General features: G+C 62.0%; 18 protein-coding genes. 15 read left to right on the top strand and 3 right to left on the bottom strand.

Annotated elements, in window-relative coordinates:
• Positions 1-9 precede the first annotated feature (9 nt).
• Positions 10-1,452 (bottom strand): NAD-dependent succinate-semialdehyde dehydrogenase, encoded by a 1,443-nt coding sequence (locus tag G7009_RS24235; RefSeq protein ID WP_181132563.1) that lies wholly within the window; start codon positions 1,450-1,452, stop codon positions 10-12.
• Positions 1,453-1,658: 206 nt separating this feature from the next.
• Between G7009_RS24235 and G7009_RS24230 the strand changes: the two genes are divergently transcribed.
• The 8 genes from G7009_RS24230 (at position 1,659) to G7009_RS24195 (ending at position 12,962) form a co-directional block, all read left to right on the top strand.
• Positions 1,659-2,495, top strand: a complete 837-nt coding sequence (locus tag G7009_RS24230; protein ID WP_181132562.1) for a p-hydroxycinnamoyl CoA hydratase/lyase — start codon at positions 1,659-1,661, stop codon at positions 2,493-2,495.
• 39 nt (positions 2,496-2,534) lie between these two features.
• Positions 2,535-4,640, top strand: coding sequence for an acetate--CoA ligase family protein (locus G7009_RS24225; protein ID WP_181132561.1), 2,106 nt, complete (start codon positions 2,535-2,537; stop codon positions 4,638-4,640).
• Between the two features lie 63 nt (positions 4,641-4,703).
• Positions 4,704-5,168, top strand: coding sequence for a DUF3237 family protein (locus G7009_RS24220; RefSeq protein WP_181132560.1), 465 nt, complete (start codon positions 4,704-4,706; stop codon positions 5,166-5,168).
• An 8-nt stretch (positions 5,169-5,176) separates the two neighbouring features.
• A complete protein-coding gene (locus tag G7009_RS24215; protein ID WP_181132559.1) occupies positions 5,177-6,820 on the top strand; it encodes a GMC family oxidoreductase in 1,644 nt (547 codons plus the stop codon).
• A gap of 55 nt (positions 6,821-6,875) precedes the next feature.
• The gene (locus tag G7009_RS24210) at positions 6,876-8,285 is read left to right on the top strand and encodes an NAD-dependent succinate-semialdehyde dehydrogenase (protein ID WP_375139570.1); all 1,410 of its coding nucleotides are present in this window, start codon (positions 6,876-6,878) and stop codon (positions 8,283-8,285) included.
• Positions 8,286-8,296: 11 nt separating this feature from the next.
• Positions 8,297-9,748, top strand: coding sequence for an aldehyde dehydrogenase (locus G7009_RS24205; RefSeq protein ID WP_181132557.1), 1,452 nt, complete (start codon positions 8,297-8,299; stop codon positions 9,746-9,748).
• A 20-nt stretch (positions 9,749-9,768) separates the two neighbouring features.
• The gene (locus tag G7009_RS24200) at positions 9,769-11,475 is read left to right on the top strand and encodes a GMC family oxidoreductase (protein WP_181132556.1); all 1,707 of its coding nucleotides are present in this window, start codon (positions 9,769-9,771) and stop codon (positions 11,473-11,475) included.
• The gene (locus G7009_RS24195; protein ID WP_181132555.1) at positions 11,472-12,962 is read left to right on the top strand and encodes an aldehyde dehydrogenase family protein; all 1,491 of its coding nucleotides are present in this window, start codon (positions 11,472-11,474) and stop codon (positions 12,960-12,962) included. The genes G7009_RS24200 and G7009_RS24195 overlap by 4 nt, the downstream gene beginning before the upstream one ends.
• Positions 12,963-13,124: 162 nt before the next feature.
• Here G7009_RS24195 and G7009_RS24190 read toward each other — a convergent pair whose 3' ends face one another.
• A complete protein-coding gene (locus tag G7009_RS24190) occupies positions 13,125-14,177 on the bottom strand; it encodes an amidohydrolase family protein (protein ID WP_181132554.1) in 1,053 nt (350 codons plus the stop codon).
• A 199-nt stretch (positions 14,178-14,376) separates the two neighbouring features.
• On the opposite strand from G7009_RS24190, the gene G7009_RS24185 reads away from it, so the two are divergent.
• Complete coding sequence (locus G7009_RS24185; RefSeq protein ID WP_181132553.1) at positions 14,377-15,540, top strand: acyl-CoA dehydrogenase family protein; 1,164 nt, start codon at positions 14,377-14,379, stop codon at positions 15,538-15,540.
• A gap of 42 nt (positions 15,541-15,582) precedes the next feature.
• Here the strand turns inward: G7009_RS24185 and G7009_RS24180 are convergent, their stop codons facing one another.
• On the bottom strand, positions 15,583-15,966 hold the full coding sequence (locus G7009_RS24180; RefSeq protein WP_181132552.1) for a nuclear transport factor 2 family protein: 384 nt from the start codon (positions 15,964-15,966) through the stop codon (positions 15,583-15,585).
• Between the two features lie 177 nt (positions 15,967-16,143).
• Here G7009_RS24180 and G7009_RS24175 point away from each other — a divergent pair, with 177 nt between their 5' ends.
• The 6 genes from G7009_RS24175 to G7009_RS24150 all read left to right on the top strand — a co-directional run bounded on the left by G7009_RS24175 (position 16,144) and on the right by G7009_RS24150 (position 25,608).
• Entirely contained in the window at positions 16,144-17,559 is a 1,416-nt protein-coding gene (locus G7009_RS24175) for a spinster family MFS transporter (RefSeq protein ID WP_181132551.1), read from the top strand.
• Between the two features lie 63 nt (positions 17,560-17,622).
• Positions 17,623-19,746 (top strand): PQQ-dependent dehydrogenase, methanol/ethanol family, encoded by a 2,124-nt coding sequence (locus tag G7009_RS24170; protein ID WP_258198041.1) that lies wholly within the window; start codon positions 17,623-17,625, stop codon positions 19,744-19,746.
• 27 nt (positions 19,747-19,773) lie between these two features.
• Positions 19,774-21,231, top strand: coding sequence for a carotenoid oxygenase family protein (locus tag G7009_RS24165; RefSeq protein ID WP_181132550.1), 1,458 nt, complete (start codon positions 19,774-19,776; stop codon positions 21,229-21,231).
• Positions 21,232-21,450: 219 nt separating this feature from the next.
• The gene (locus tag G7009_RS24160) at positions 21,451-23,061 is read left to right on the top strand and encodes a DUF1302 domain-containing protein (protein ID WP_181132549.1); all 1,611 of its coding nucleotides are present in this window, start codon (positions 21,451-21,453) and stop codon (positions 23,059-23,061) included.
• Between the two features lie 72 nt (positions 23,062-23,133).
• Positions 23,134-24,492, top strand: a complete 1,359-nt coding sequence (locus G7009_RS24155) for a DUF1329 domain-containing protein (RefSeq protein WP_181132548.1) — start codon at positions 23,134-23,136, stop codon at positions 24,490-24,492.
• A gap of 66 nt (positions 24,493-24,558) precedes the next feature.
• The gene (locus G7009_RS24150) at positions 24,559-25,608 is read left to right on the top strand and encodes a YCF48-related protein (protein ID WP_181132547.1); all 1,050 of its coding nucleotides are present in this window, start codon (positions 24,559-24,561) and stop codon (positions 25,606-25,608) included.

Below are 25,608 nucleotides of genomic sequence, written 5' to 3'. Positions count from 1 at the left end.
TAGCGCCGATCAGCTGAGGCTGACCAGCTTGCTCGACAGGTAACCGTCCAGCCCTTCGCTACCGCCTTCGCTACCGAAGCCGCTGTGCTTGACCCCGCCAAAGGGTGTTTCGGCGAAGTTGATCGCCATGTTGTTGATGCCCAGCATCCCGCACTCCACCTCGCTGGCCAGAATGTGCGCGGTCTTGATCGACTCGGTGAAGGCATAGGCGGCGAGGCCGAAAGGCAGACGGTTAGCCTGGGCCAGGGCCTGGTCAAGATTGGCGAAGGTCGCGGTGACCGCCAGCGGTCCGAAGGGCTCTTCGTGCATCACCCGAGCATCCTCCGGTACGTGGGCGAGCAGGGTGGGTTGCCAGAAGTGCCCTTCACCGCCCATGCCGTGACCACCCATCAGGGCTTTTGCGCCATGTGCCAGGGCGTCCTCGACCAAGGTCTGCAGTGCTATGGGGCGGCGGGCGTTGGCCAGTGGCCCCATTTGCACACCGGGTTCAAGCCCGGGGCCGACTTTCAGAACGCTGGCGCGCTCGACAAAGCGCTGCACAAAGGCATCATGCACACGCTCATGGACATAGAAGCGAGTGGGCGATATGCACACCTGACCGGCGTTGCGAAATTTGTTGTCCACGCACACGGCCACGGCATGGTCGAGATCGGCGTCTTCGAACACCAGCACGGGGGCGTGGCCACCCAGCTCCAGGGTGCTGCGCAGGATGTGCTGGCCAGCCAATGCGCCCAGTTGTCGGCCGACCTGAGTGGAGCCGGTAAAGGTCAGCTTGCAGATGACGGACGAACGCAGCAGGTAGTCGGAAATAAACGCCGGATCGCCCGTCACCACGCTCAGTGCTCCGGCGGGCAAACCAGCGTCGGCCAGCGCTTGGGCCAGCGCCAGGCAGGTCGCCGGGGTTTCTTCGGCAGGCTTGATGATGCAAGTGCAACCGCTGGCCAGGGCCGCAGCGATCTTGCGCGCCGGGATCACTGCCGGAAAGTTCCAGGGAGCAAAGGCAGCCACCGGGCCGACGGGTTCGCGCAGGACCTGATAGCGCACATCCGCCGTGCGCGCCGGCACGATACGACCGTAGGCCCGCCGACCCTCTTCGGCGAACCAGTCGAAGATATCTGCAGCGGCCGCCACTTCGATACGTGCCTCGGCCAATGGCTTGCCTTGTTCAAGCGTGAGGTTCGTGGCGATGCCTGGCAGGCGTTCGCGCAGTAACTGGGCGGCGCGTTTGAGGATAGTGCCGCGGTCCATGGCGCTGGTGCGTCGCCAGCTTTTGAAAGCCAGTTCGGCGCCCTGGAGTGCCTGGTCCAGATCGGCTGCGCTGGCATGGGGCAGGTGACCGATGACGCGGCCGCTGGCGGGGTCTTTCAATTCGTTGTACTGGCCACTGCCGCTGGGTAGCCAGTGGCCGGCCAGGAATAGACGGAGCTCGGGATAGTGGGGGTTGGCGGTCATGCGGATGGCCCGTGCGTGTTTTTGTAGTAAGTAAACCTTATGTAAGAAGGGCTTTTAAGTCAACCGTGGAAAAGCATCGATTTAAGGTTGACTGAATGTATGTATACCTTATATAAGTGTTGTGTGCTTAGGTGGCATGCCGCAGGTTTTCCGCCGGGGCACGCCGCATGACGCTCGCCATCATTCTTATAAAAGGAGCTGCACTCATGAGCGCTATCCCCCAAAACGAACCCCCTGTACTGCTAGAAATCGAAGACGGCATTGCCTGGGTCACCCTCAACCGTCCGAGCAAGCGCAACGCCATCAACCCCGATATCGTCTATGCCATGCGCGACATCATGGCCCAGGTGGAAACCGACGATCGCTGTAAAGTGATGGTGCTGACCGGTGCCGGCGAAGCTTTCTGTGCTGGCATGGACTTGCGCGAGTATTTCCGTGATACCGACAACGATCCGGTGGAACGCGCCCGGCTGGTGCGGGCCAACGGTGACTGGCAGTGGCGCCATCTACGGGTATTTGCCAAACCGACCATTGCCATGGTCAACGGCTGGTGTTTCGGCGGTGCGTTCACGCCGTTGATTTCCTGCGACCTGGCGATTGCCGCCGAAGACGCGGTATTCGGCCTGTCGGAAATCAACTGGGGAATCATTCCAGCGGGCGTGGTCAGCCGTGCGGTCGCCGCCGTTGTGCGTGAGCGTGAAGCCATGTACTACATCATGACCGGGGACAAATTCGATGGCCGCCGAGCGGCAGAGATCGGTTTGGTCAACGAAGCGGTACCGGCTGCGCAATTGCGTGAGCGGACCATCGAGCTGGCGCGCAAGTTGATGGACAAAAACCCGACCGTACTCAAGCAGGCCAAGATCGCCCACCGTATCGCCTCGGAAATGAGCTGGGAGCAGGGCGCGGACTATTTGATGGCCAAGAGTGATCAGTCGCTGTTGCACGATGCCGAGCGTGGACGCGACACTGGCATGAGTCAGTTCCTCGACGAGAAATCGTTCCGGCCAGGCTTGGGCGCCTATCGTCGTGACAGCCGTTGAGACGACCAAGCCCATAACAACAAGAGCGGGGATCACTCTGTGAATGCAACTCGCAACTCTCTGGCGCGGCTCTTGCAGCCGCGCTCCCTGGCCGTGGTGGGCGCTTCGCCCGAACCCGGCTCGGTGGGCAATCTGGTGCTGTCCAATCTGCTGCGATTCCAGTACAGCGGCGAGCTGCACCTGGTCAGTCGCAGCCGTGACGAAGTGCTGGGACGCACGTGTGTGCGCAGCATCGACGACCTGCCGCATGGCATCGATGCGGCGATCATTGTCGCTCCGCAGGTGGCCATCGCCGATGCGATTGCCGCCTGCGGACGGCGCGGTATCGGTGGCGCGGTGGTGTTCGCTTCCGGTTTCGCTGAAATCGACGAAGCGGGACTGCAGGCCCAGCACGCCTTGGCGGAGCTGGCCGAGCAGCACGGTGTGGCGTTGCTGGGTCCCAATTGCATGGGCTTCGTCAACTTTATCGACCACATTCCCATGACCTTCGAACAGGTGCAGCCGCGCGCGGTGGGCGCCGGCCCACGCCTGGGGGTGATCGCCCAGAGTGGTGCCATGAGCGGTAACCTGCGTCAGGCGATGTTTGCCAAGGGCTTGAATGTGGCGTTCTCGCTGTCTACAGGAAACGAGGCGGTGCTTGGTGCCGAGGACCTGCTGGCGCAATTGATCGACAGCCCGGACATCGATGCCTTTGCCCTGTTTGTGGAAATGATCCGCAAACCCGAAGTGTTCCTCCAGGCCGCCGAGCGAGCACGCGCCGCCGGCAAGCCGGTGGTGCTGATGCACCCCGGTCGCAGCGCCCGGGCACGGCAGGCGGCGCAGTCGCATACCGGTGCGCTGGCCGGTGACTACCGCATCATGCGCACGTTGGTGGAGCGCGAGGCGGTGGTGGTCGTGGACAGCCTCGACGAACTGTTCGATGTCGCTGCAACCCTGGCGCGTTATCCGCTGCCGGTCACTCAAGCCGCGTGCGCGGTGGCGTCCAACTCAGGAGCGGTGAAAGGCATCGCCATCGACTTCTGTGAAGACCTGGGCCTGCCCCTGGCCGACCTGCACGCTTCCACGATCGCGGCTCTAGGTACGGTGCTGCCGGATTTCGCCACGGTGGAAAACCCGCTGGACCTCACGTCCCAGGGTATGCAACAACCTGAACTGTTCGGCCACTGCGCACGCATCCTGCTGGAGGACGACGGCGTGGGCAGCTTGTTGATGCCGTTGATGGGGGGCGGTCCGACCCAGCAAATGGACAAGGTGCGCTCGCTGTTACCGGTCATGGCCGATGCCAGCAAGCCGGTGGTCTTTGCTTTTATGGGCGATGCCTCGCCAGTGGCCGAAGACGTGCAGCAGGTCATAGGCGACAGCCAGGTACCGTTTTTCCGCTCGCCGGATCGCGCTTTGCGCGCGCTGGCCAAGGTCCATGAATACGGGCGGTTGTTCCATGCCGCCGGCCAGCGTCGCGAGCCAGCGCTGGCGCCATCGCTGGAGTCAGCCCCGAGTGGGCCAATGGCCGAGTACAAGGGCAAGCAGCTGCTTGCCGAGCTGGGCATCAGTGTGCCGGACGGGCGCCTGGCGCGCAGCCGCGACGAAGCCCTGGCAATTGCAGCGGACATTGGCTACCCGGTAGTCCTCAAGGCCCAGGCCGACCGCCTTACGCACAAGAGCGATATCGGTGGGGTGGCGATTCATCTAGGTGATGACGCCGCGCTGGTGCAGGCCTGGGACCGAATGCAAGCAGCCCTGGCGCAACATCAGCCGGGCTTGTCGCTCGATGGACTGCTGGTGGAACGCATGTCACCCGCCGGGCTTGAGCTGGTGGTCGGCGCCCGCCGCGACCCGGCCTGGGGCGTGGTCCTGATGGTCGGGCTGGGAGGCGTGTACATCGAGGTGCTCAAGGACTTCAGGCTGATGGCTGCCGACCTCGACCTTGAGCAAATCATCGAACACATGGATGCGCTCAAAGGTGCGGCGTTACTGCACGGCGTCCGGGGACGGCCGGGCATCGACCAGGTGGCCGTGGCCCGAGTGGTCAGCCGCGTCGCGGATTTAATGCTGCATAATCGCCGCCTGCTCGAAATCGATATCAACCCCTTGCTGTGTACGGCTGAAGGCTGCGTGGCACTTGATGCGCTGATGGTGATGGACTGATCGTAACCGCTTGATCAACCCTGGCGCCGTGCACCGCGGCGCCGCAACAGAGGAACAACAATAATGAGCCTCACTCTGACGCAGGAACACGTCTTCGATATCCGTATCGATTTCGCTCAGCGTAGTCGCTTCGGTCCCGTCGTGGGAGGCGGCGCCGTTGGCTTTACCTCGGTCGGCGGCGGAGTCGTTGAAGGCCCGCGCCTCAATGGCCGGGTGGTACCCCACGGTGGCGCCGACTGGGCCGATATCCGCGCCGATGGCGTGGTGGTGATCAACGCCCACTATCTGCTCGAACTGGACGACGGCACCACGGTGTACGTACAGAACCGCGGCTTCGTGGTACCGGCCGAGCGCCCGGTGGGCAGCGATCCGGCGCAGTTGATTCAGCCGGCCTATTTCCGCCTGGCACCCACCTTCAAGGTCGCGCAGGGGCCCCATGACTGGCTGACCCGCACAGTGGTGGTCGGCTGCGGCGAGCGGCACCTGAACCCCGATTACACGCTGTTTCGCTATTACGCCATGGGCTGAGGGCGCTGATGAATACCTTCGATTTCATCATTGTCGGCGCCGGTTCCGCCGGTTGTGTACTGGCCAACCGCTTGAGTGCCGATCCCCATTGTCGGGTGCTATTGCTGGAGGCTGGACGACGCGACGATGTCCCTTACATGAGCATGCCCCTAGCCTTTCGCAATATGTTTACCAACCCGCAAATCGACTGGGGCTACTTCAGCGAGCCTGAGCCTTTTGCCGACAACCGGCGGATCCCGGTCTTTCGCGGCAAAGTGTTGGGCGGCTGCTCTTCGGTCAACGGCATGCTCTATAGCCGTGGTCATTCCAGCGACTATGACGGCTGGCGTGACAAGGGTTGTGCGGGCTGGGGTTATGAGGACGTGCTGCCGTATTTTCGCCGCAGCGAGGCGAACTGGCGGGGGGCTTCGCACTATCACGGTGGCAACGGACCGATGGGAGTCTCCCGCCATGTCGGCGACCCGCATCTGTTCAAGACCTTGAGCGAGGGTGTCCAGGCATTGGGACATCCGTTGATCGACGACTTCCATGGCCCGGCGCAGGAAGGCTTTGCCGCGCCGGACTTCACCCTCGCTCGCGGTCGCCGGGCCAGTACCGCCCAAGCGTTCCTGCGCCCGGCGGTCAAGCGCGCCAACCTGATCGTGCGCACCCGCTGCACGGTCACGCGCGTACTGTTCGACGGAAGGCGTGCGAGCGGTGTCGAGTATCTGCAGGACGGCCAAGTGGTGCAGGTAGACGCCGAGCGCGAGGTCGTGCTCAGTGGCGGTGCCTTCAATTCGCCGCAATTGCTGATGCTGTCCGGCATCGGTCCGGCGACTGCGCTGCGCCAACATCAGCTGCACGTTCGCCAGGATTTGCCCGGTGTGGGCAGCAACCTGCAGGACCACCATTCTATTCGCGTCGAGTTTGTCGCCAATGGCCCGGTCGCCTTCGACAGCCAACTGCGCTATGACCGACTGGCGCGCTCGGTGGTCCAGTGGAAGCTGTTCGGCACTGGACCTGCGGCCGGGCTGCCGGTCAGCGGCATGTTGTTCTATCGCAGTGAAAACGGGCTAACGCGTCCTGATGGGCAAACCCTGATCAGTCCCATCACCGGTAATGCCCAGGTCTGGTACCCGCTGATCGGCAAAGGTGTCGGCCACCATTTTTCCACGGCCAATGTGCGTCTACGCCCGGACAGCCACGGCAGTGTGACCCTGCGTTCGTCCGATCCACTGGCCAAGCCGGTGATTCAATTCAACCTGCTGGCCGAGGAGAGCGACCGGACGTTTTTCCGCCAGGCTATCCGCCACATTCGCGAACTGTTTGCCAGCACCCCGGTCGCCCCGCTCATCAGCCGCGAACTGGTGCCCGGCGCGTCGATGCAAAGCGATGCGCAACTCGATGCCTACGTGCGCAGCATGATCGGTACTGCCTTTCACCCCACCAGTACGTGCGCCATGGGCGCGGGGCCGAACGCGGTGGTCGATGATCAGTTGCGCGTGCACGGCGTACAGGGCCTGCGCGTGGTTGATGCGTCGATCATGCCGGACATCGTGGGCGGCAATACCAATGCACCCACGATCATGATCGCCGAAAAGGCTGCGGATCTGATTCTTATGGGCGTGCCGAAGACCGCTTCAACCCCAACTCCGACTCAGGCGCTGGTTTGATGGCCTGCTCCTTCTTCTGCTGATGAGGTCTGCCGTGAATTACCCCGAAATCAAGATGTACATCGACGGTCAATGGATCGGTGCCCAAGGGCGCGATACCCAGCCGGTATTCAACCCGGCCACCGGCGAGGTGATCGGCCAGGTACCTTTGGCCACTGCCGCCGACCTGGACCTGGCGCTGGACGCCGCCCAGCGCGGCTTCGCTCTGTGGCGTGCGACTCCGGCACTGGAACGTGCGCGGGTACTGCGCCGGGCCGCTGACTGGCTACTGACGCGCCGTGAGGAAATCGCGGCGATTGCGACGTTGGAGCAGGGCAAGCCGCTGGCAGAAACCCGCATCGAACTGCAGGCCGCCGCCGAATGCCTGGAGTGGTATGGCGAAGAGGGCCGGCGCGCCTATGGCCGGGTGATTCCGCGCCAACCGGGCATGCGCACCCTGGTGGTCAAGGAACCGGTAGGGCCAGTGGCGGCCTTCGCACCGTGGAACTTCCCGCTGGGCAACCCGGCGCGCAAGCTCGGCGCGCCCATCGGTGCCGGTTGCTCGGTCATCCTCAAGCCACCAGAGGAGGCGCCGGCGTCGGCCATGCTGATCGCTCAGGCGCTGATCGAAGCCGGGCTGCCGGCCGGGGTGATGAGCCTGGTCTACGGCGTGCCGGACACGGTGTCGCGGCATCTGCTGGGCTCACGCATTATCCGCAAAGTGTCGTTCACAGGTTCCACGGCGGTGGGCAAGCATTTGATGAAACTGGCCGCCGACAATGGTCAGCGTACGACGATGGAGTTGGGCGGGCATGCGCCGGTGTTGGTCTTCGACGACGCCGATATCGACCAGACGCTGAACCTGATGGTCGGCAGCAAATACCGTAACGCCGGCCAAGTGTGCATCTCGCCGACGCGCTTTTATGTTCAGGAAAACCTCTACGCGCAGTTTCTGGAGGCGTTCACCCTGCGCGCCCGTGCCATTACCGTCGGCAATGGTCTGGACAGCGGCACGCGCATGGGGCCGCTGGCCCACGAACGCCGATTGGAGGCTATTGAATCCCTGGTGGGTGATGCCCGTCGTCAAGGCGCGCGCATTCAAACGGGCGGCACGCGAATCGAAGGGGCTGGCGGTTACTTCTTCGAGCCGACGGTGATCAGTGAGTTGCCGCTCTCGACCCGGGTCATGAACGAAGAACCTTTCGGTCCGTTGGCGCTGATTCAGCCATTCGCCACGTTCAATGAAGCCATCGAGCAAGCCAACCGCTTGCCGTTCGGCCTGGCAGCCTATGCCTTCACCCAGTCGGCGAACACCGCCCTGCGGGTCGGCGATGCACTGGAGGCAGGCATGGTCGGTATCAACACCACGGCCGTCGGCTCAGCGGATGCGCCATTCTGCGGGATCAAGGACAGCGGGCACGGTGCGGAAAACGCCAGCGAAGGTCTGGAAGCCTGCCTGACGATCAAACAGATCAGCCAAGGCTGAGGAGCCACTGCATGCATAGCACAGGACTATTGATTGCCAACCAAGTGGTCGAAGCCACCGGCGCAGCGACGTTCGAGCGCCTCAACCCGCTGACCGAAGCCGTGGCCACTCGGGCCGCTGCGGCCAGCCCGGACGATGCCCTTCGCGCGGTCGAGGCGGCCGCTGACGCCTTTGACAGCTGGAGCGAGAGTGCGCCGAACTTGCGCCGCAGCCTGCTGCTCAAGGCCGCCGATTGCTTGCAGGCCCGCGAGGCGGATTTTGTCGAGGCCATGGCTGAGGAAATCGGCGCTACGGCCGGTTGGGCGCGATTCAATGTGACGCTGGCGGCCAACATGTTACGCGAGGCAGCCTCGATCACCACGCAGATCGTCGGTCAGGTGATCCCTTCCGATAAGCCGGGCTGCCTGGCCATGGGCATCCGCCAGGCTGCTGGCGTGGTCTTCGGCATGGCGCCGTGGAATGCGCCGGTGATCCTCGGTGTACGGGCAGTGGCCTGGCCACTGGCCTGCGGTAATAGCGTGGTGCTCAAGGCCTCGGAGCTCTGTCCGCGGACCCACCTGTTGATCGGTGAAGCGCTGTGGGAGGCCGGATTTCCCGTTGGCGTGGTCAATGTGATCAGTCACAGCGCCGCCGATGCCGCCCAGGTGGTGGAGGCGGTGATTGGCCATCCGGCGGTGCGGCGGATCAACTTCACCGGCTCCACCCGGGTCGGACGGATCATCGCGCAGACGGCAGCCGGTTATCTCAAGCCGGTGCTGCTCGAACTGGGTGGCAAGGCGCCTTTGCTGGTGCTGGACGACGCCGACCTGGATGAAGCGGTCAAGGCTGCAGCCTTCGGCGCCTTCATGAATCAGGGGCAGATCTGCATGTCCACCGAGCGCCTGGTGGTGGCTGAGGGGGTGGCGGACGCTTTCGTCGAAAAGCTTGCGAGCAAGGCCGTGACGCTCACCGCCGGCGATCCTCGAGAAGGTTCAAGCCCGCTCGGCGCCGTGGTCGATCAGCGTTCGGTGCTGCATATGAATGCGCTGATAGACGATGCGCTGAGCAAGGGCGCAGTACTGCGCTGTGGCGGGATCCAAGACGGTTTGTTGATGGACGCGACGATCCTTGATCGGGTGGTGCCGACCATGCGGATCTATGCCGAGGAAAGTTTCGGTCCAGTGGTCTGCGTGATTCGAGTCGCCGATGAGCAGGAAGCCGTGCGGGTGGCAAACGATACCGAATACGGTCTCAGCGCTGCGGTGTTCAGCCGCGATATCGCCCGTGCCTTACGAGTGGCCAAGCGCATCGAATCGGGCATCTGTCATATCAATGGTGCCACGGTGCATGACGAGGCGCAGATGCCGTTTGGTGGCACCAAATCCAGTGGTTATGGACGCTTCGGTGGTCAGGCGGGCATCGCCGAGTTCACCGAGTTGCGTTGGATCACCGTGCAAACCCAGGCGGGGCATTTCCCGATCTGATCACCGGATGCGAGCCACCCATGAGCACAACAACGATAACAACGCACTACGACTACATCGTGGTGGGGGCGGGGTCGGCCGGCTGCGTGCTGGCCGATCGGCTCAGTGCCGACGGCCGTCATTCGGTCTTGCTGCTGGAGGCCGGGGGGACTGATCGCAAATTTCTGCTGACCATGCCCATGGGCTTTCTCAAGGCCTTGCGCCGGCCCGAGTTTATCTGGAACTACCAATCGGAGCCGGAACCGACCCTCAATGACCGCTCGATCCTGATTCCCCGTGGCAAGGCGCTCGGCGGCTCCTCATCGATCAACGGCATGCTGTACATGCGGGGCCATCCACGCGATTACGATCAGTGGCGCGACAGTGGCTGCGAAGGTTGGGGCTATGCCGATGTGCTGCCCTATTTTCTGCGCGCCGAGCGCAGCTGGCGTGGCAGTGATGCGCTGCACGGTGGTGACGGGCCCCTGAGCATCACGCCGATCGAGACACGGCGCCGTTTGCACGAGCCGCTGATGCAGACGGCCCTGGCGGCGGGCTACCGGACCAGCGCCGACCTCGACGCCGACCTTGAGGGGTTCGCCTGCGGTGAAGTGACTATCGACACCCGTGGCCGGCGCGCCAGTACTTCACGGGCGTATCTGCACGCGGCGATGAAACGGTCGAACCTGACGGTGATCTCTCAGGCCATGACGCAGCGGGTGATGATCCGCGATGGTCGGGCCGAAGGCGTGGAATATCGAAAGGACGGCGAACTGTTCCAGGTGTTTGCCCAGCGCGAGGTGATCCTCAGCAGCGGTGCCTACAACTCTGCGCAATTGCTGATGCTTTCCGGCGTCGGCCCACGCGCAGAGCTGGAGCGCCTGGGCATACCGGTGCTGCTCGATCTGCCGGGGGTGGGGCGTAATCTGTCGGAACATCCGCGGGTCAATATCGATTTCGAGGCCAGTCAGCCGAACACCTTTATCAACGAATTGCGCCTGGACAAGGCGCTTGTCTCGGTGGTGCGCTGGGCATTGTTCGGTACCGGCGCATTCGCCAGTCAGATCAACAGCTGCAATATCGTCCTGCGTACCCAGGCGCACTTGCCGCAGCCGGATATTCAGCTGCTGTGCAATCCCATCCGGCTCGACGCCGGGCTGTGGTTTCCGGGTTATGTGAAACCCAAGTCCCATCGGCTATCGGTATCGATCTGCCTGCTCAAGCCACGCAGTCGGGGCTGGATGACCCTGCGTTCGCGAGATCCAGCCGACCCGCCGCGGGTACAGCTGAACATCTTCGACAATGAAGAGGACCTGGCGACGGTGCGCCGGGGCATTGCCGCAGTACGCAAGATCTACGCCACCGAGCCTCAGGCCAGCCTGGTCGCCAGCGAAGTGCTGCCCGGCGCCCGGGTGGCCAGTGACGCCGCACTCGATGCCTTCATTCGCCAGACCGCTGGCGTGACCCAGCACCCGGTCGGTACCTGCTGCATGGGTCACGGGCCCGATGCGGTGGTCGATCCACAATTGCGAGTGCATGGCATCGCAGGGCTGCGGGTCATCGATGCCTCGATCATGCCGACCGTGCCCGGCGCCAATACCAATGCCGCGTCGATCATGATCGGCGAAAAGGGTGCCGATCTGGTGCTTGGACTTTCATTGCCTGCTTCCACTGTTTCCCGGTCCGCCTCGGTCGAGGCCGTGCCGCCCATGCCTGTTCACGTATCCAGCCAGGAGTTTTCGTCATGACAGTACACGCGCGTATCCAGACCCTGCAATCGGGCTTTCTTGCCAACCCTCAGCAGCTTTATATCGATGGGCACTGGCAGGCGGCACAGTCCGAGGAAACGTTCGAGGTGTTCAACCCGGCTACCGGCAAGGTGTTCGCCCATGCGGCGGCGGGTGCCGCAGCCGACATCGACCTGGCGGTGCGCGCGGCGCGGCGCGCGTTCGACAGCGGTCCCTGGTCGAAAATGAATGGTGCTCAGCGCACTCATCTGTTGTGGAAACTGGCGGAACTGATCACGGCCAACGCTGATGAGCTGGCATTGCTCGAATCCCTGGATAACGGCAAGCCTTTAGGGTTCGCGCGCATGGTCGATATGGGCGGCGCGCCGGAGATCCTGCGCTACAACGCCGGCTGGGCGACCAAGCTGACCGGCGAGACCATTCCGGTATGCGTGCCGGGCGAACACCACGCCTATACCACTCGCGAGCCGGTCGGCGTCGTTGGGCAGATCGTGCCGTGGAACTTCCCCATGCTGATGGCAGTGGGCAAGTTGGCACCAGCGTTGGCGGCGGGCTGCACCATTGTGCTCAAGCCTGCGGAGCAGACTCCGCTGACGACTGTGCGCCTGACCCAATTGATCGAGGAAGCCGGCTTTCCACCAGGGGTGTTCAACCTGGTGACAGGGCTGGGCGAGGCCGCCGGAAAAGCGTTGGTCGAACACCCGCAGGTCGACAAGATATCCTTCACCGGCTCAACCTCCGTGGGCAAGGCGATCATGGCCTCGGCGTCACGCAGCTTGAAGCGGGTGACGTTGGAATTGGGCGGCAAGTCGCCGACCTTTATCTTCGCCGACGCTGATCTGGATCGCGCGATTGCCGCTGCCGCTCAAGGCATCTTCAGCAACTCGGGCCAGGTGTGCGTGGCCGGTTCGCGGTTGTACGTGCATCGCAAGGTCTTCGATCAGGTGCTCGAAGGTGTGACCCAGCGTGCCCGTCAGTTGCGCGTGGGCGCGGGAACCGACGAGGGCACCGAGATCGGCCCTCTGGTGTCGTTGCAGCAGCAACAGCGGGTCATGGGCTTCATCGAGTCGGGTCGCCGCGAAGGCGCGCAGGTCCTGGTGGGCGGCGACTCGCCCGACCGTGAAGGGTACTTCGTCAACCCAACCGTACTGGCCCAGACCACCGCGCAGATGACGGTGTTCCGCGAAGAGATCTTCGGCCCGGTACTCAGTGCCATGGTCTTCGATGACGAAGACCTCGACACGTTGGCTGAACGGGGCAATGACACCTCCTACGGGCTGGCCGCCAGTGTCTGGACGCGCGATATCAGCACCGCTCACAAGCTGGCACGCAAGCTCAAGGCCGGGTCCATCAAGGTCAACACGCCTTTCGGCATGGATTTCGGCTTGCCGTTTGGCGGTTTCAAGGAGTCAGGCATTGGCCGCGAAAATGGCCACGAAGGCGTGCTGGCCTATACCGAGACCAAATCGGTGATCATCGGTCTTTGAACTGCAACGGCCGCAGCCTGTTGGCTGCGGCCGTTGTTTGTGTTGGCTACTGGATTTGCATCGCACCCGCCGGTTGGCGGGTGTTTGCGTTTCGCTCACGCACTCACGGGAAGTCGCAAGGGAAGGCCGCCCTGTTGGGGCGGCCAGGTCGCTCAAAGGGTATCAGTCAAGCTTGAACAGTCGGGTTGCGTTGGTCTCGAAGAACTTCTTCTTGGCCTCGTCGCTGATGTCCATGGCGTCCAGGGCAATGACTTCGGCCGGATCATACTGGTAGGGGTAATCCATGGCGTACATCACCCGATCAACACCGATCTGCTCTTGAGTGAACTTGACGGCGGGCTCCCAGGCCATGCCGCTGTTGGTGATATGAAAGTTTTGCTTGAGGTAGTCGCTAGGCTTGCGCTGCAGTGGGCGCATGCTGTCGTAACGCTCGGAGCGCACGGTTGCCGCATGCATGTAGTCCAGGCGGAACATCCAGAACGGCAACGCTTCGCCCATATGGCCAAGGATCATCTGCAGCTTGGGGAACCGATCGAACACGCCGGCGGTGATGATGCGCAGGGCATGCATGCCGGTTTCCATGCCAAAGCCGAAAATCGCGCCATCCAGGCCGCATTCCAGCAAGGGCTCGATCATGTTCTTTGGCGGCGTCATGGGGTGCAGGTAGATCGGCACGTCAAGCGCCTGGGCAGCTTCGAAAATATCCCAGAACTTGGGGTCGGACAGGTATTCGCCATGGGTGTGGGAGTTGATGATCACCCCCTTGAGGCCCAACTCGGTCACCCCGCGCTGGATCTCCCTGGCCGCAGCCTGAGGGTCCTGTGGGGCCACGGCCGCCAGTCCGGCGAGGCGGGTGGGATGACGGCTGATGGCGTCGGCCAGCCAGTCGTTGGACTGCCCGGCAAAGGACACCGCTTCGGCGCGGTCCATGATCTGCACACCGGGAGAGGTCAGGGACAGCACCTGCATATCGATGCCGGCGGCATCCATGTGGGCAATGCGTTGATGCTCCATGTCTGTCAGGCCATCGATGATGAAGCGCCCGCGGGCACTGGAGCCACTCAAGTAGAAACTCCACATGCTGTTGAAGCCGGGATCGTCGATCACCTTGTCGGCGGTCATGCGCCGGTAGATGTCGATCATCTCCCGGGGTGCGAACGCCTCTTCAGTGGCGATTCGACGGTAGGCGGCTTTGGATGGGGTCTGCTGGGTCATTGTTGTTTTTCCCTGAGTTGAAGGAGTGCGGTGGTGCGTCTTCATTTTGTTCGAATGATAACTTATATAAGGTATACGTATTTAGTCAATGAGCATCGCCGGTTAAATTTTGGGGCTCACCGCGACCATTCGCTTTACAATTTATATAAGATAGACTTACATAGGTGGCACAACAAAATTCCTCGACAGGACCCGACCCATGGCTAGCGCCTTTGATTCCGAAAGCTTTCAGGAACTGCTGCACACCGTTGAACGCTATGTGAAAAACCGGCTGATGCCGTTGGAAGACACGGTGGAGGAGAACAATGCCGTGCCCGATGACGTGGTGTCGGAAATGCGCGAGATGGGCTTCTTCGGCTTGGGTATCCCCCAAGCGTATGGCGGCCTGGAGCTGGACATCGAGCAGGAAATGCAGGTGCAGATGCTGTTCAGCCAGACCTCCCAGGCGTTTCGCCTTGTGTTCTGGCCGAACGTGGGGATCGGCAGCAAGGGCATCTTGTTGGCAGGTACCGAGGCTCAGAAGCAAAAGTATCTGCCGCGCCTGGCCAGCGGAGAGTATCGCGCGGCCTTCTGCCTGACAGAACCTGAAGCCGGTTCCGATGCGGGCAGCCTGAGGACCAGCGCGGTGCGTGATGGCGACGATTACGTTATCAACGGCACCAAGCGCTTTATCACCAATGCCTTGCATGCCGACGTGTTCACGGTCATGGCGCGCACCGACAAGAGCAAGCCGGGCGCGGATGGCATCAGTGCTTTTATTGTGGAGCGCACTACCCCCGGCCTGCAGGTGGGCAAGCCGGAGAAAAAGATGGGCCAGCGCGGTTCCTCGATCTGCGATGTGATTTTCGAAAATGTGCGGGTACCGGCCAGTGCCATGGTCGGCGGTGAAAGCAACGCCGGCAAAGGCTTTCGGATTGCCATGCAGGTACTCGACAGCGGTAGGGCGAGTGTTGCCGCCTCGGCGGTGGGGCTGGCCAAGCGCATTATCGACGAGGCGGCACGCTACGCCATGCAGCGCCGCCAGTTCGGCCAGCCCATCGCCAACTTCCAGTTGATCCAGGCCATGCTCGCCGACTCCGAAGCGGAGTACCTGGCGGGACACGCCTTGGCCATGCGCGCCGGTCAGGCCCTGCAGAACGGTGAAGACGCACGCACCCTGGCGGCTTCGGCCAAATACTACTGCTCGGAAATGGTCGGACGGGTGGCCGACCGGGCAGTGCAGATTTTCGGTGGCGCAGGTTATGTCGCCGAGTATCCGGTCGAGCGCCTGTATCGGGATGCACGAGCGATGCGCATCTACGAAGGCACCAGCCAGGTGCTGCAGTTGGTGATCGCCAAGACCATGCTCAAGCGATACGAGTGAGCCGCGCCAGCCGCGCGCAGAACCCGGCGCGGCTGGCCCCTCTCAACTGAGGGTTGCGCAGCGAGCCGACTTGATATGGCTGAAAAGGCCATCCAGCAGGCGGTAATGCACCAGGCTGACGATGTGCAGGGTATCGCCCTGACGGAGGGGACCGGCGATGAAATCGGGCCAGTCTTGCAGGGCTAGAAACTGCGTATCCAGCTCAGCGGCGATACCCGTATCGTCAATGATCAGGTTGTCGACGCGCAGGGTTTCCCGCACGCGGTCCTTGTTCTGGCGATAGAACGCGACGATGGCCGCTCGGCCTTCGAGCCGTGCCTTGGTCCCCAGTTCCAACACGACATCGTCGGCATAGAAGCAAGAAAAGCCGGCGAAATCGCCACGATTGAAGCAATCGATGTAACGCAGATAATCAGCTTTTTGCATGGGTAGCGCTTCCTGATCGGGGTGATGGTTTTTATTTAAGCAGACCTTATATAAACCCTCTTGCTACCAAATGTCTAAGGGGTTAGGCTTGCCCGGCAGGCAACCCCTCTGGATCGGGGCATGTATCTGTATCGAACAACAAATAGAAGCCGTTCAGCGGCTCTGCAGGAGTATGCGATGAGTACTACCAGTGCCGCTCAGCCTAAGCTCTCCACCCCCGCCTCACAGCCCACTACGTTATATACGCGCGCTTACCGCAGCTGGTTGCTGTTCATGCTGGTGCTGGTATACGCCTCCAGCTTCATGGACCGCATCATCATGGCGACCGTGGGCCAGGCCGTGAAGGAAGACTTGCACCTGAGCGACATGCAGCTCGGCCTGCTCGGCGGTCTGGCGTTCGCGCTGTTCTACACCGTGCTGGGCATTCCCATCGCCCGGCTTGCCGAACGTCACAATCGGGTCAAGATCATTTCCCTTTGCGTGGTGGTCTGGTCGACCATGACCGCCCTGTGCGGCACAGCCAACGGTTTTATTCAGCTGTTGCTGTTTCGTATGGGTGTCGGGGTGGGAGAGGCGGGCTGCACGCCGTCGGCGCATTCACTGATTGCCGACCATTTTCCTCGCGAACGGCGTGCCTCGGCCTTGGCGATCTTCTCGTTGGGAGTGCCTCTGGGCGCGGGCGCGGGCGCGGTGATCGGGGGCTGGGTCGTGCAGAATTATGGCTGGCGTGAGGCGTTTTACATCCTCGGGCTGCCGGGCATAGTACTGGGCTTGCTGGTGGTGTTTACCCTGCGTGAGCCCAAACGCGGTCTGTCCGACCAACATTATCAGGACACCGCGCAGGTGCCCGGTTTTATCCAGGTGCTCAAGCGCCTGTTCGGCTTGGCCACCTTTCGCCGTATTGCCTGCGGCGCCGGCCTGGGTGGGTTCGCGACCTTCGGTATCAACCTGTTCATACCCGTGTACATGATCCGCGCCTTCGACATGAGCTATGCCAAGGCCGGGCTGATGTTTGCCATTATTTCCGGTGGTGCCGGGTTGATCGGCAGTGCGTTGGGCGGCTTCACTTCGGACTGGGCCGCACGCCGGGGCGAGAAATGGTACGGCTGGGTTCCTGCCCTGAGTTTCCTGGTTGCAGCGCCGTGCTACGCATTGGGCTTTTTGCAGCAGGATTGGCAGATGAGCGTGCTGTTTATCTTCGTGGGCTGCATTTTCGTCATGTTCCATCAACCGCCGACCTTTGCGGTGACCCAGAACCTGGTGGAACCGCGCATGCGCGCTTCGGCATCGGCGATATTGCTGTTCGTGCTCAATCTGGTGGGCATGGGCCTGGGCCCGTTGTTTATAGGCCTGGCCAGTGACCTGTATGCCGCCCATGCCTTTACCCTGGGTGATTACCGTGCGCTTTGCCCCGGCGGCATGCCACCAGCGGGTGCCGAACAGGCACTGGCCCAGGCTTGCCGGGAAGCTTCGGTGATGGGGTTGCGTCATGCCATCGTCACCTGCACCGGCGGCTTCATTCTGGCGGCGCTGGCCTATTACATGGCCGGCCGGGTGATGAAGCGCGATCTGGCCACCCGTACGCAGCACTAAGACACGCAAAGGCCTGTGCGGGCGGATTCGCTCGCCTACGTCTGTTGGGGAAATGGGGGAATCATGGCTTTACTGGCTAATCACAAGAAAAACCTTCGGTGGGCCTGGGTGCTGGTCGCATCGCTCTGGTCGGGCGTCCAGGCTTGCGCCTCACAGCAGAGCGAATGGCCCGCTGGCGGGGGCTTTGGTGAGCAGTATTTTTCGCCTTTGGAGCAGATCAACGAGCAGTCGGTCGAGCGGCTGGGCCTGGCATGGGAATACGATACCAGTGTGCAGCGCGGGCGGGTGCAGCGTGGCATGCAGGCCACGCCTGTGATGCATGACGGTGTGTTGTTCACCAGTGGTCCCTGGGGTGTGGTACACGCGGTACAGGCGGCTACCGGCAAAGAGGTCTGGCGGTTCGATCCGCAACTGGACGGTGCCTGGGGGCGCAAGACCTGTTGCGATGTCAGCAATCGGGGTGTGGCCCTGGCCGATGGCAAGGTCTATGTCGGCCAGCTTGACGGCTATCTGGTCAGCCTTGATGAGCGGACCGGCCAGGTACTGTGGAAGGTCGATACCCTGATCGATCGCGGCCGCGCCTACACGTTGAACGGCGCACCCCAGGTGGCGGGCGATGTGGTGGTGATCGGCAATGCCGGTGCCGAATTCGGTGTGCGCGGCTACGTCACCGCCTATGACTTGAAAACAGGCCAGCAGCGTTGGCGTTTCTTCACGGTGCCGGGCGACCCGAAAAACGGTTACGAGCATCCCGAACTGGAGATGGCCGCCAAGACCTGGAGCAAGGATACGCTCTGGGAGTCCGGTGGTGGCGGCACGGTCTGGGACAGCATGGTCTATGACCCGCAACTGAATCTCTTGTATGTGGGAGTGGGTAACGGTTCACCGCACCCGGCCTGGCTGCGCAGCCCCGAGCAGACCGATAATCTGTTTCTGTCTTCGATCCTGGCGATCAACCCGGACACCGGCCGGCTGGTCTGGTATTACCAGACCACACCTGGCGACAGCTGGGATTTCACCGCCACCCAGCCGATGGTGTTGGCCGAACTGACCATCGACAACGCGCCGGTACCGGTATTGATGCAGGCGCCCAAGAACGGTTTTTACTATGTGCTCGATCGTCGCAACGGCAAGCTGCTGAGCGCCGAAAAATATGTCACCGCGACCTGGGCTGAGCGTGTCGATCTGGCCAGCGGACGCCCGGTGAAATCGCCGCAGGGCGACTACAGTCAGGGCCCGAAGTTGATCTACCCATCCCCCTTGGGCGGGCACAACTGGATGCCCATGGCCTTCAGCCCAGCGACGGGGCTGGCTTATATACCCGTCATCGATGTGGCCATGGTGTTCAGCATGGAGGCGAACTGGAAGCACGAAAAGAACACCATGGACTGGGGCTCGAGCTATTTGCCGTTTTTCGCCTTGCCCCAACAAGCGCTGGCGCAGTTGACGGCCAACCAGCCCACGCCGCGCTTCGAGGAATACCTGATGGCCTGGGATCCGTTGCGCCAGAAGGAAGTCTGGCGAGCGCCCAACAGCGGCCTGTGGAATGGCGGTACGCTCGCCACGGCAGGCAACCTGGTGTTCCAGGGCACCACCGATGGACATCTGCGTGCCTACCGCGCCACCGACGGTAAATTGCTCAAGGACATTCATGTTGGCACCGGCATCATGGCAGCGCCCATGAGCTACGAGGTGGATGGGCAACAGTACATCGCGGTGCTTGCAGGTTACGGTGGTTTGCCAGGTTCGCAACTGATGCCGGGCGCCGCAGCGTATGACCACTCCAACCGCGGGCGCCTGCTGGCGTTCAAGCTGGACGGCGGCCCCACGCCTTTGCCCGAGCCGTTGCCGGCGCCCATTCTCAATCCATTGCCACCGCGCACCGAGGCCAGCACCCAGGCGATACAGGAGGGCGGACGCCTGTTCGCGCTCAACTGCAACCGCTGCCATGGGGGAGGCCTGGGGCCGGCGCGCTCCAATTACCCAGACCTGTTCAATATGCCATTGGGCATGCATATGGCGTTCGAGCCCATTGTGCTGGGCGGCATCCTGGCCGACGGCGGCATGGCCTCGTTTGCCGATGTGCTCAAGGTCGAGCAGGTCCAACAGATTCACGCCTATCTGATCGATACCGCTTACCGACAACGCGCCGGTGAAGCAATCGCGCCATCGGTGCGCGGTCACTGACAACAACAAAAAAGCGAGGGCTTCGGCATGACACAAGCGTTTCCCAACACCATGGACTATAGCGGTTTCAATGCGCCTTCGCGGGTCGAGTGCGACATCTTCGATCTGGTCGTGGAGGGGCAGATACCCGCCGAGATCGAAGGCACCTGGTTTCGTTGCGTGCCCGATCCGCAGTACCCGCCGATGCTTGGCGAAGACACTTACCTTTCAGGCGACGGCATGGTCAGCGCATTCCGCTTTGAAAACGGCCATGTCGATTTCAAGATGCGCTACATCATGACCGAGCGCCTGAAGGCAGAGCGCAAGGCTCGCCGTGGCTTGCACGGACGCTATCGCAACCCCTACACCGATGACCCAAGCGTGCGCGGGGTGGTCGACCGCACGGTGGCCAACACCACGCCTGTCTGGCACGCCGGCAAGCTGCTTGCGATGAAAGAAGACGGTCGTCCTTACCAACTGGACCCTTACACCCTGGAAACCCTGGGCTCCTATGATTTCAACGGCGCGCTGCGCAGCGAAACCATGGCCGCCCACACGCGACTGGACCCGCAGACGGGCGAACTGTTCTTTTTTGGTTATGAAGCGGGCGGGCTGGCGACACGTGATGTGGCGCTGTGCATTGTCGACCGTGATGGCAAGCTCGTCAGTGAGCAGTGGTTCCAGACACCTTACGCCTCGTTCATGCACGATTTCGCGGTCACTCGCGAGCACATCATCTTTCCGGTATTTCCCACCATCGCCAACAAGCAGCGTATGGAAGCAGGCGGACCCCATTGGGTCTTCGAGCAGGGAGAGGACGCCTGGGTCGGGATCATGCCGCGCTATGGCAAGGTCAGCGAAATGCGCTGGTTCAAGCGCTCGCCGGCGTGCTCCTCGTTCCACTTCATGAACGCCTTCAGCGACGGCGAGCAGGTCCATCTGGACTTCGGTCTGTCGGTGTGCCCGCCGTTTCCGTTTATCAAGAAAGACTCCAATATCGACTTGCAACCCAAGGATATCCGCAGCCATTACGTACGCTGGAGCTTCGACCTGTCGCAACCTGGGGAGCATATCGAGGAGCGGGTCATCGGCCCCGCTGGCGACTTTCCGCGGGTGGCCGACAAGGATTTCATGGTCGATTACCGGATCGGCTACTACCAGGGTTTCAACCCGCAGAACGGTCCTCCGTTGGTCAGCGGTCCGGTAGGGGCGGGGTTCAACACCGTCATGCGTCTGGATCTTGATGGCGGGGCGATAAAGAGCCTGGCCCTGGGGCCCAATACCACCGTGCAGGAGCACGTGCATATCGCCTCGCGCCAGAGCGGACACGAAGGTTATCTGGCCTTTGTGGTCGACTTGCACGACCAGAATCTTAGCGAAGTGGTGTTGGTCGAGGCCGAGCATCTGGACCGAGGGCCCATTGCGAGAATCAAGTTGCCATTGCGCCTGCGTTGCCAGGTTCACGGTAACTGGGTCTCGTCCGACGCGCTGCCGCTGCGCGACTGAGCCGGCGCCATGAAGGCGCTGAAACATCGAGGGCCTGCGCTGAAAGCGCAGGCTTTTTTTTTCTGGGGTGGTTGTGAATAAATATTTTTGCCTTACATAAGCCTTCCTGATATTTATTCGTTGAAAAGATAGCTTATATAAGTGATATTGCTATCAGGCAGATCATCAACGGTCGGCTGGAGGTACGACGTTCTTATAAAAATAAATGAGGAAGACGTTGTGAAGATCACTTTCAAGAAGAACACCAGGCCCGTACGGTTGACGCAGGCGGCCACAGCCTTGGCGATTTCTCTGGCGGGCATCACGGGCGCCCAGGCCTATCAGTTCGACACCGGCAACCCCGACATCAATGCCAGCCTTGGCGGCACCCTGCGCTACAACCTGGGCATGCGTGCCGAAGGCCGGCGCGACGACGTGGTGGCCGCCGGCAACAACAGCACCTACAGCTACGACAAGGGCGATATCTACATCAACCGCCTGGATCTGCTGACCGAATTCGATGCCGATTTCCGCCAGACCGTCGGCGTGCGCCTGACCGGCTCGGCCTGGTATGACCAGGCCTTCAACGATTCCCCGCCCAGTGAAATGGGCGGCTACGACAATGGCCACTGGTCAAGCACCACGCGCCGTTACGGTGAAGGCCCTTCGGCGGAGTTTCTTGATGCCTACGTGTGGGGCACACACGCTTTCGACAATGGCGTGGACGTGACCGGTCGCCTGGGTCGCCAGGCCATTCTGTGGGGCGAGGTGATTGCCAGCTCCGCCCACAGCGTGTCCTATGCGCAGGCGCCGAGTGATTTGAACAAACTGTTCTCCACGCCAGGCGCTACCGCCAAGGAAACGGCCCTGCCAGTGGGCAGTGCCTGGACTCAAGTGCAGCTCAATCCGCAGTTGTCGCTCGAAGGCCAGTATTTCTACGAATGGCGCCCCAACCGCTGGCCCGAGGGCGGCACATTCATGGCGCCGCTGGACTTTGTTCTCGAAGGTCCTGACAGTGGCTTCGGCGGCTTGCGCAATGGCGGGATCGACCGGCCCCATGGCGCGCAATACGGCCTGGCCGTGCGCTACGCGCCCGAATGGTTCAGCGGCGGCACCCTGGGCTTCTATGCGCGTCAGTTCAATGAGACCACGTTCTGGACCGATCTGGATTTCGCTGGTGGCGAGTACAACTTCCGCTATGCCGAGAAGACGCGGTTGTACGGCTTCAGCCTGGCGAAAAGCCTCGGTGGCGTGAGTACCGGTTTTGAAATGAGCGTGCGCAAGAACACCGCGCTGAACTCGAACTCGGTGCTGATCGACGGCGAAGGGGCTACAGGCGACACCTTCCATACACTGCTCAACGGACAAAAATTCTTTGGTAGCAGCGCACTGTGGTCGTCAGCTTTGCTGATGGGCGAGCTGGCTTACAGTCGTTGGTTGAGCGTGGACAAGAATGAAGCGCTGTTCAACCGCTGTGACACTTCGGCACGTCGTACCGCCGGCACCAATGACAGCGACTATGGCTGCGTGACCAAGGACTTTGCCTCAGCGTTCCTGGTGTTCTCGCCCTCCTGGACGGCCGTGGCCCCGGGCTGGGATCTGTCGGCCTCGGGCAGTCTGAGCGTTGGCTTGCACGGGAACGCCGCGACCCTCGGTGGTGGCAACGAAGGCGCCGGTTCCTATGGCTTGTCGATGACTGCCAGCTACAACAGCCAACACGACTTTACCCTGGCGTTCAACGACAACCTGGCCAACAGCAAGCGTACCCGGGAGGGCGTCGATACCACCAATGGCTTGCCGTTGCAGGACCGCGGTCGCGTGGTGTTTACCTATCAGACATCGCTTTTTTAACCGACAAGCGCACAGGCACTGGTCTATGCGCACGCTAATAAAAACAACTAAGTACGGTCAGGAGAATGCAAGATGAAAACCACAACTTCGATGTTTGTCGCGGCGTTGGCTCTGGCCGCCAGCCAGACCCAGGCCGCACCCAGTGCCGCCGAGATCGCTCAGCTGGGCGCCAGCCTGACCCCCTGGGGCGCAGAAAAGGCTGGCAATGCCGACGGCAGTATTCCGGCCTACACGGGCGGCTTGACCCAGCCGCCGGCCAGCTATGACCCGGCAAAGCCGGGTTGGCGCCCGGACCCGTACGCGGCTGATAAACCGCTATACACCATCGATTCGAAAAATATGGCGAAGTACGCCGACAAACTCTCGCCGGGCACCGCCGAGCTGTTGCGCAAATACCCGGATTTTCGCATCGATATCTTCCCTACGCGGCGCAGCGCGGCCTACCCGCAAGAGGTGCTGGACAACAGCGTTGCCAATGCCTCGCGCTGCTCGCTGAATCAATTCGGTGGCCTGGAAAACACCGAAAACTGTCGCGGCGGCATTCCGTTCCCGATTCCCAAGACAGGGCCGGAAGTGATCTGGAACATCTTTGCCCGCTACTACGGCAAGGCTATCGAATACCAATGGTCGTCCAGCTACGTCAAACCGACCGGCGAGGTCGTCAGCCCCAGTGTGACCAACCGTCAGGAAGCGAGCGGTTTCTACTACGGCGGGCCGGTGGACTGGCGCGGCTTTACCCGCACCGAGTACACGGCGCCTGCGCGCTTGCGCGGCCAGGCCACGCTGTGGAAGGACATGTACGAGAAACTCGATCGCCAATCCTGGACCTACAGCCCCGGTACCCGACGCGTACGACTGTCGCCGGACTTGGCGGCGGACACCCCGATCGGTGCCCTTGGCGGTGCGGTGGTGTACGACGAGGCGTACCTGTTCGACGGTAACTTCGAGCGCTTCGACTTCAAGCTGGTCGGCAAGCAAGAGATGTATATCCCCTACAACAATTACAAGCTGATTTATGCCGACGCCAATTCTAGTTGCAATGCCGCCAAGGACCTGCTCAAGCCCAATCACCCCAATCCCGAGTGCATCCGCTGGGAGCTGCGTCGGGTCTGGCATGTCAAGGGCACGCTCAAGCCTGGTCAGCGTCATGTCTTCAGTGAGCGAGACATCTATGTAGAGGAAGATGCCTGGTATGGCGGCCTGCACGAAGGGCGCGACACCGCCGGCAAGCTGTACCACGTCACGCCAGTGGCCATTGCCCCGTCCTATGACATCAAGGCTCCTGCGCAGGGGACGGCGCTGTCCTTCGACTTGAGCTCGGGGATCTACGTTTACAACGCGCTAGGCGTCAATGGTAACCGTCCGGTGGAGCCGCCCAAAGCCAACCAGATGCGTGACAGCTCGTTGATGCGCTTCGTGCTCAATCCGTGAGTCGGCAGCGGTCGCTCAGGCGGCCGCTGCATTCACCCTGTAACAAGAATAATAAGGTGAGTGGCCATGACACTTCAGAATATTGCGCGGGCAATGTTGCTGGCGCTCGCGACCAGCCAACTGCCACAGGTGTACGCCGATACGCTGGACACACCGTCCAGGATCAGCAGGCTGGCCGAGCATAATCGCCTGAGCGCGGTCACACGGGCCGGCGACACACTGGTCGCCGTGGGGCCATGGGGGCGTATCCTGTTGGGCAATGCTCACGCCAGCCAGTGGCGACAGGTACCCGTGCCGGTGAGCAGCGACCTGGTGGCCGTCAGTTTTGCCGACGCCGAGCATGGCTGGGCCGTCGGCCATGATGGCGTCGTGCTGCACAGCGCCGATGGCGGGCAGAGTTGGGTCAAGCAACTCGACGGCCGCCAATTGGGTAAGTTGCTGCTGGACTACTATCAGCCTCGGGTCGAGCGCGGCGAGGTGGACGCCGAAATCATGGACAGCGTGGCCCGAATGGAAGGCGACGGCCCCGCCATTCCCTTGCTGGATGTCTCGTTCAGTGATGCCAACAACGGCCTGGTGGTCGGTGCGTTCAACCTGGCATTGGAGACCCGCGATGGCGGCCAGACCTGGATGCCGCTCATGGACCGAACGCAGAACCCCGACGGCATGCACCTCTATGCACTGACCCGCGCCGGTGATGAGCTGTACTTGGCTGGCGAACGCGGGCTGTTGCGCCGATGGAATCCGCAAACCCGAATGTTCGAGCGTTTGCCGTCACCCTATCGCGGCACTTTCTTTGGCCTTAGCGCTCGGGGCTCGACTCTGGTGGCTTACGGCCTGCGTGGCAATGCCTTTTCCAGTCAGGACCATGGCCAGCACTGGCAGCCCATCGAGACCCCCGGCGATGCCTCCTTCACCGCCAGCACCGTGCTGGCCGATGGCTCGATTGTGCTGGCCTCTCAGGCTGGCCAATTGCTGATCGGATCTGCCGATGGCAGCGGTTTCAAACCGCTTCGCAGCGACAAGCCCATGCCTTTTTTCGGCGTGGCCGTCAGTGACCAGCAGACATTGGTGGCTGTGGGCCCCTATGGCGTGCGGGTTCAGCCCATCAAGTAA

It is taken from the genome of Pseudomonas capeferrum, assembly GCF_013523055.1.
GTDB lineage: Bacteria > Pseudomonadota > Gammaproteobacteria > Pseudomonadales > Pseudomonadaceae > Aquipseudomonas > Aquipseudomonas capeferrum_A.
This window is presented reverse-complemented; position numbering and strand designations above follow the sequence as displayed.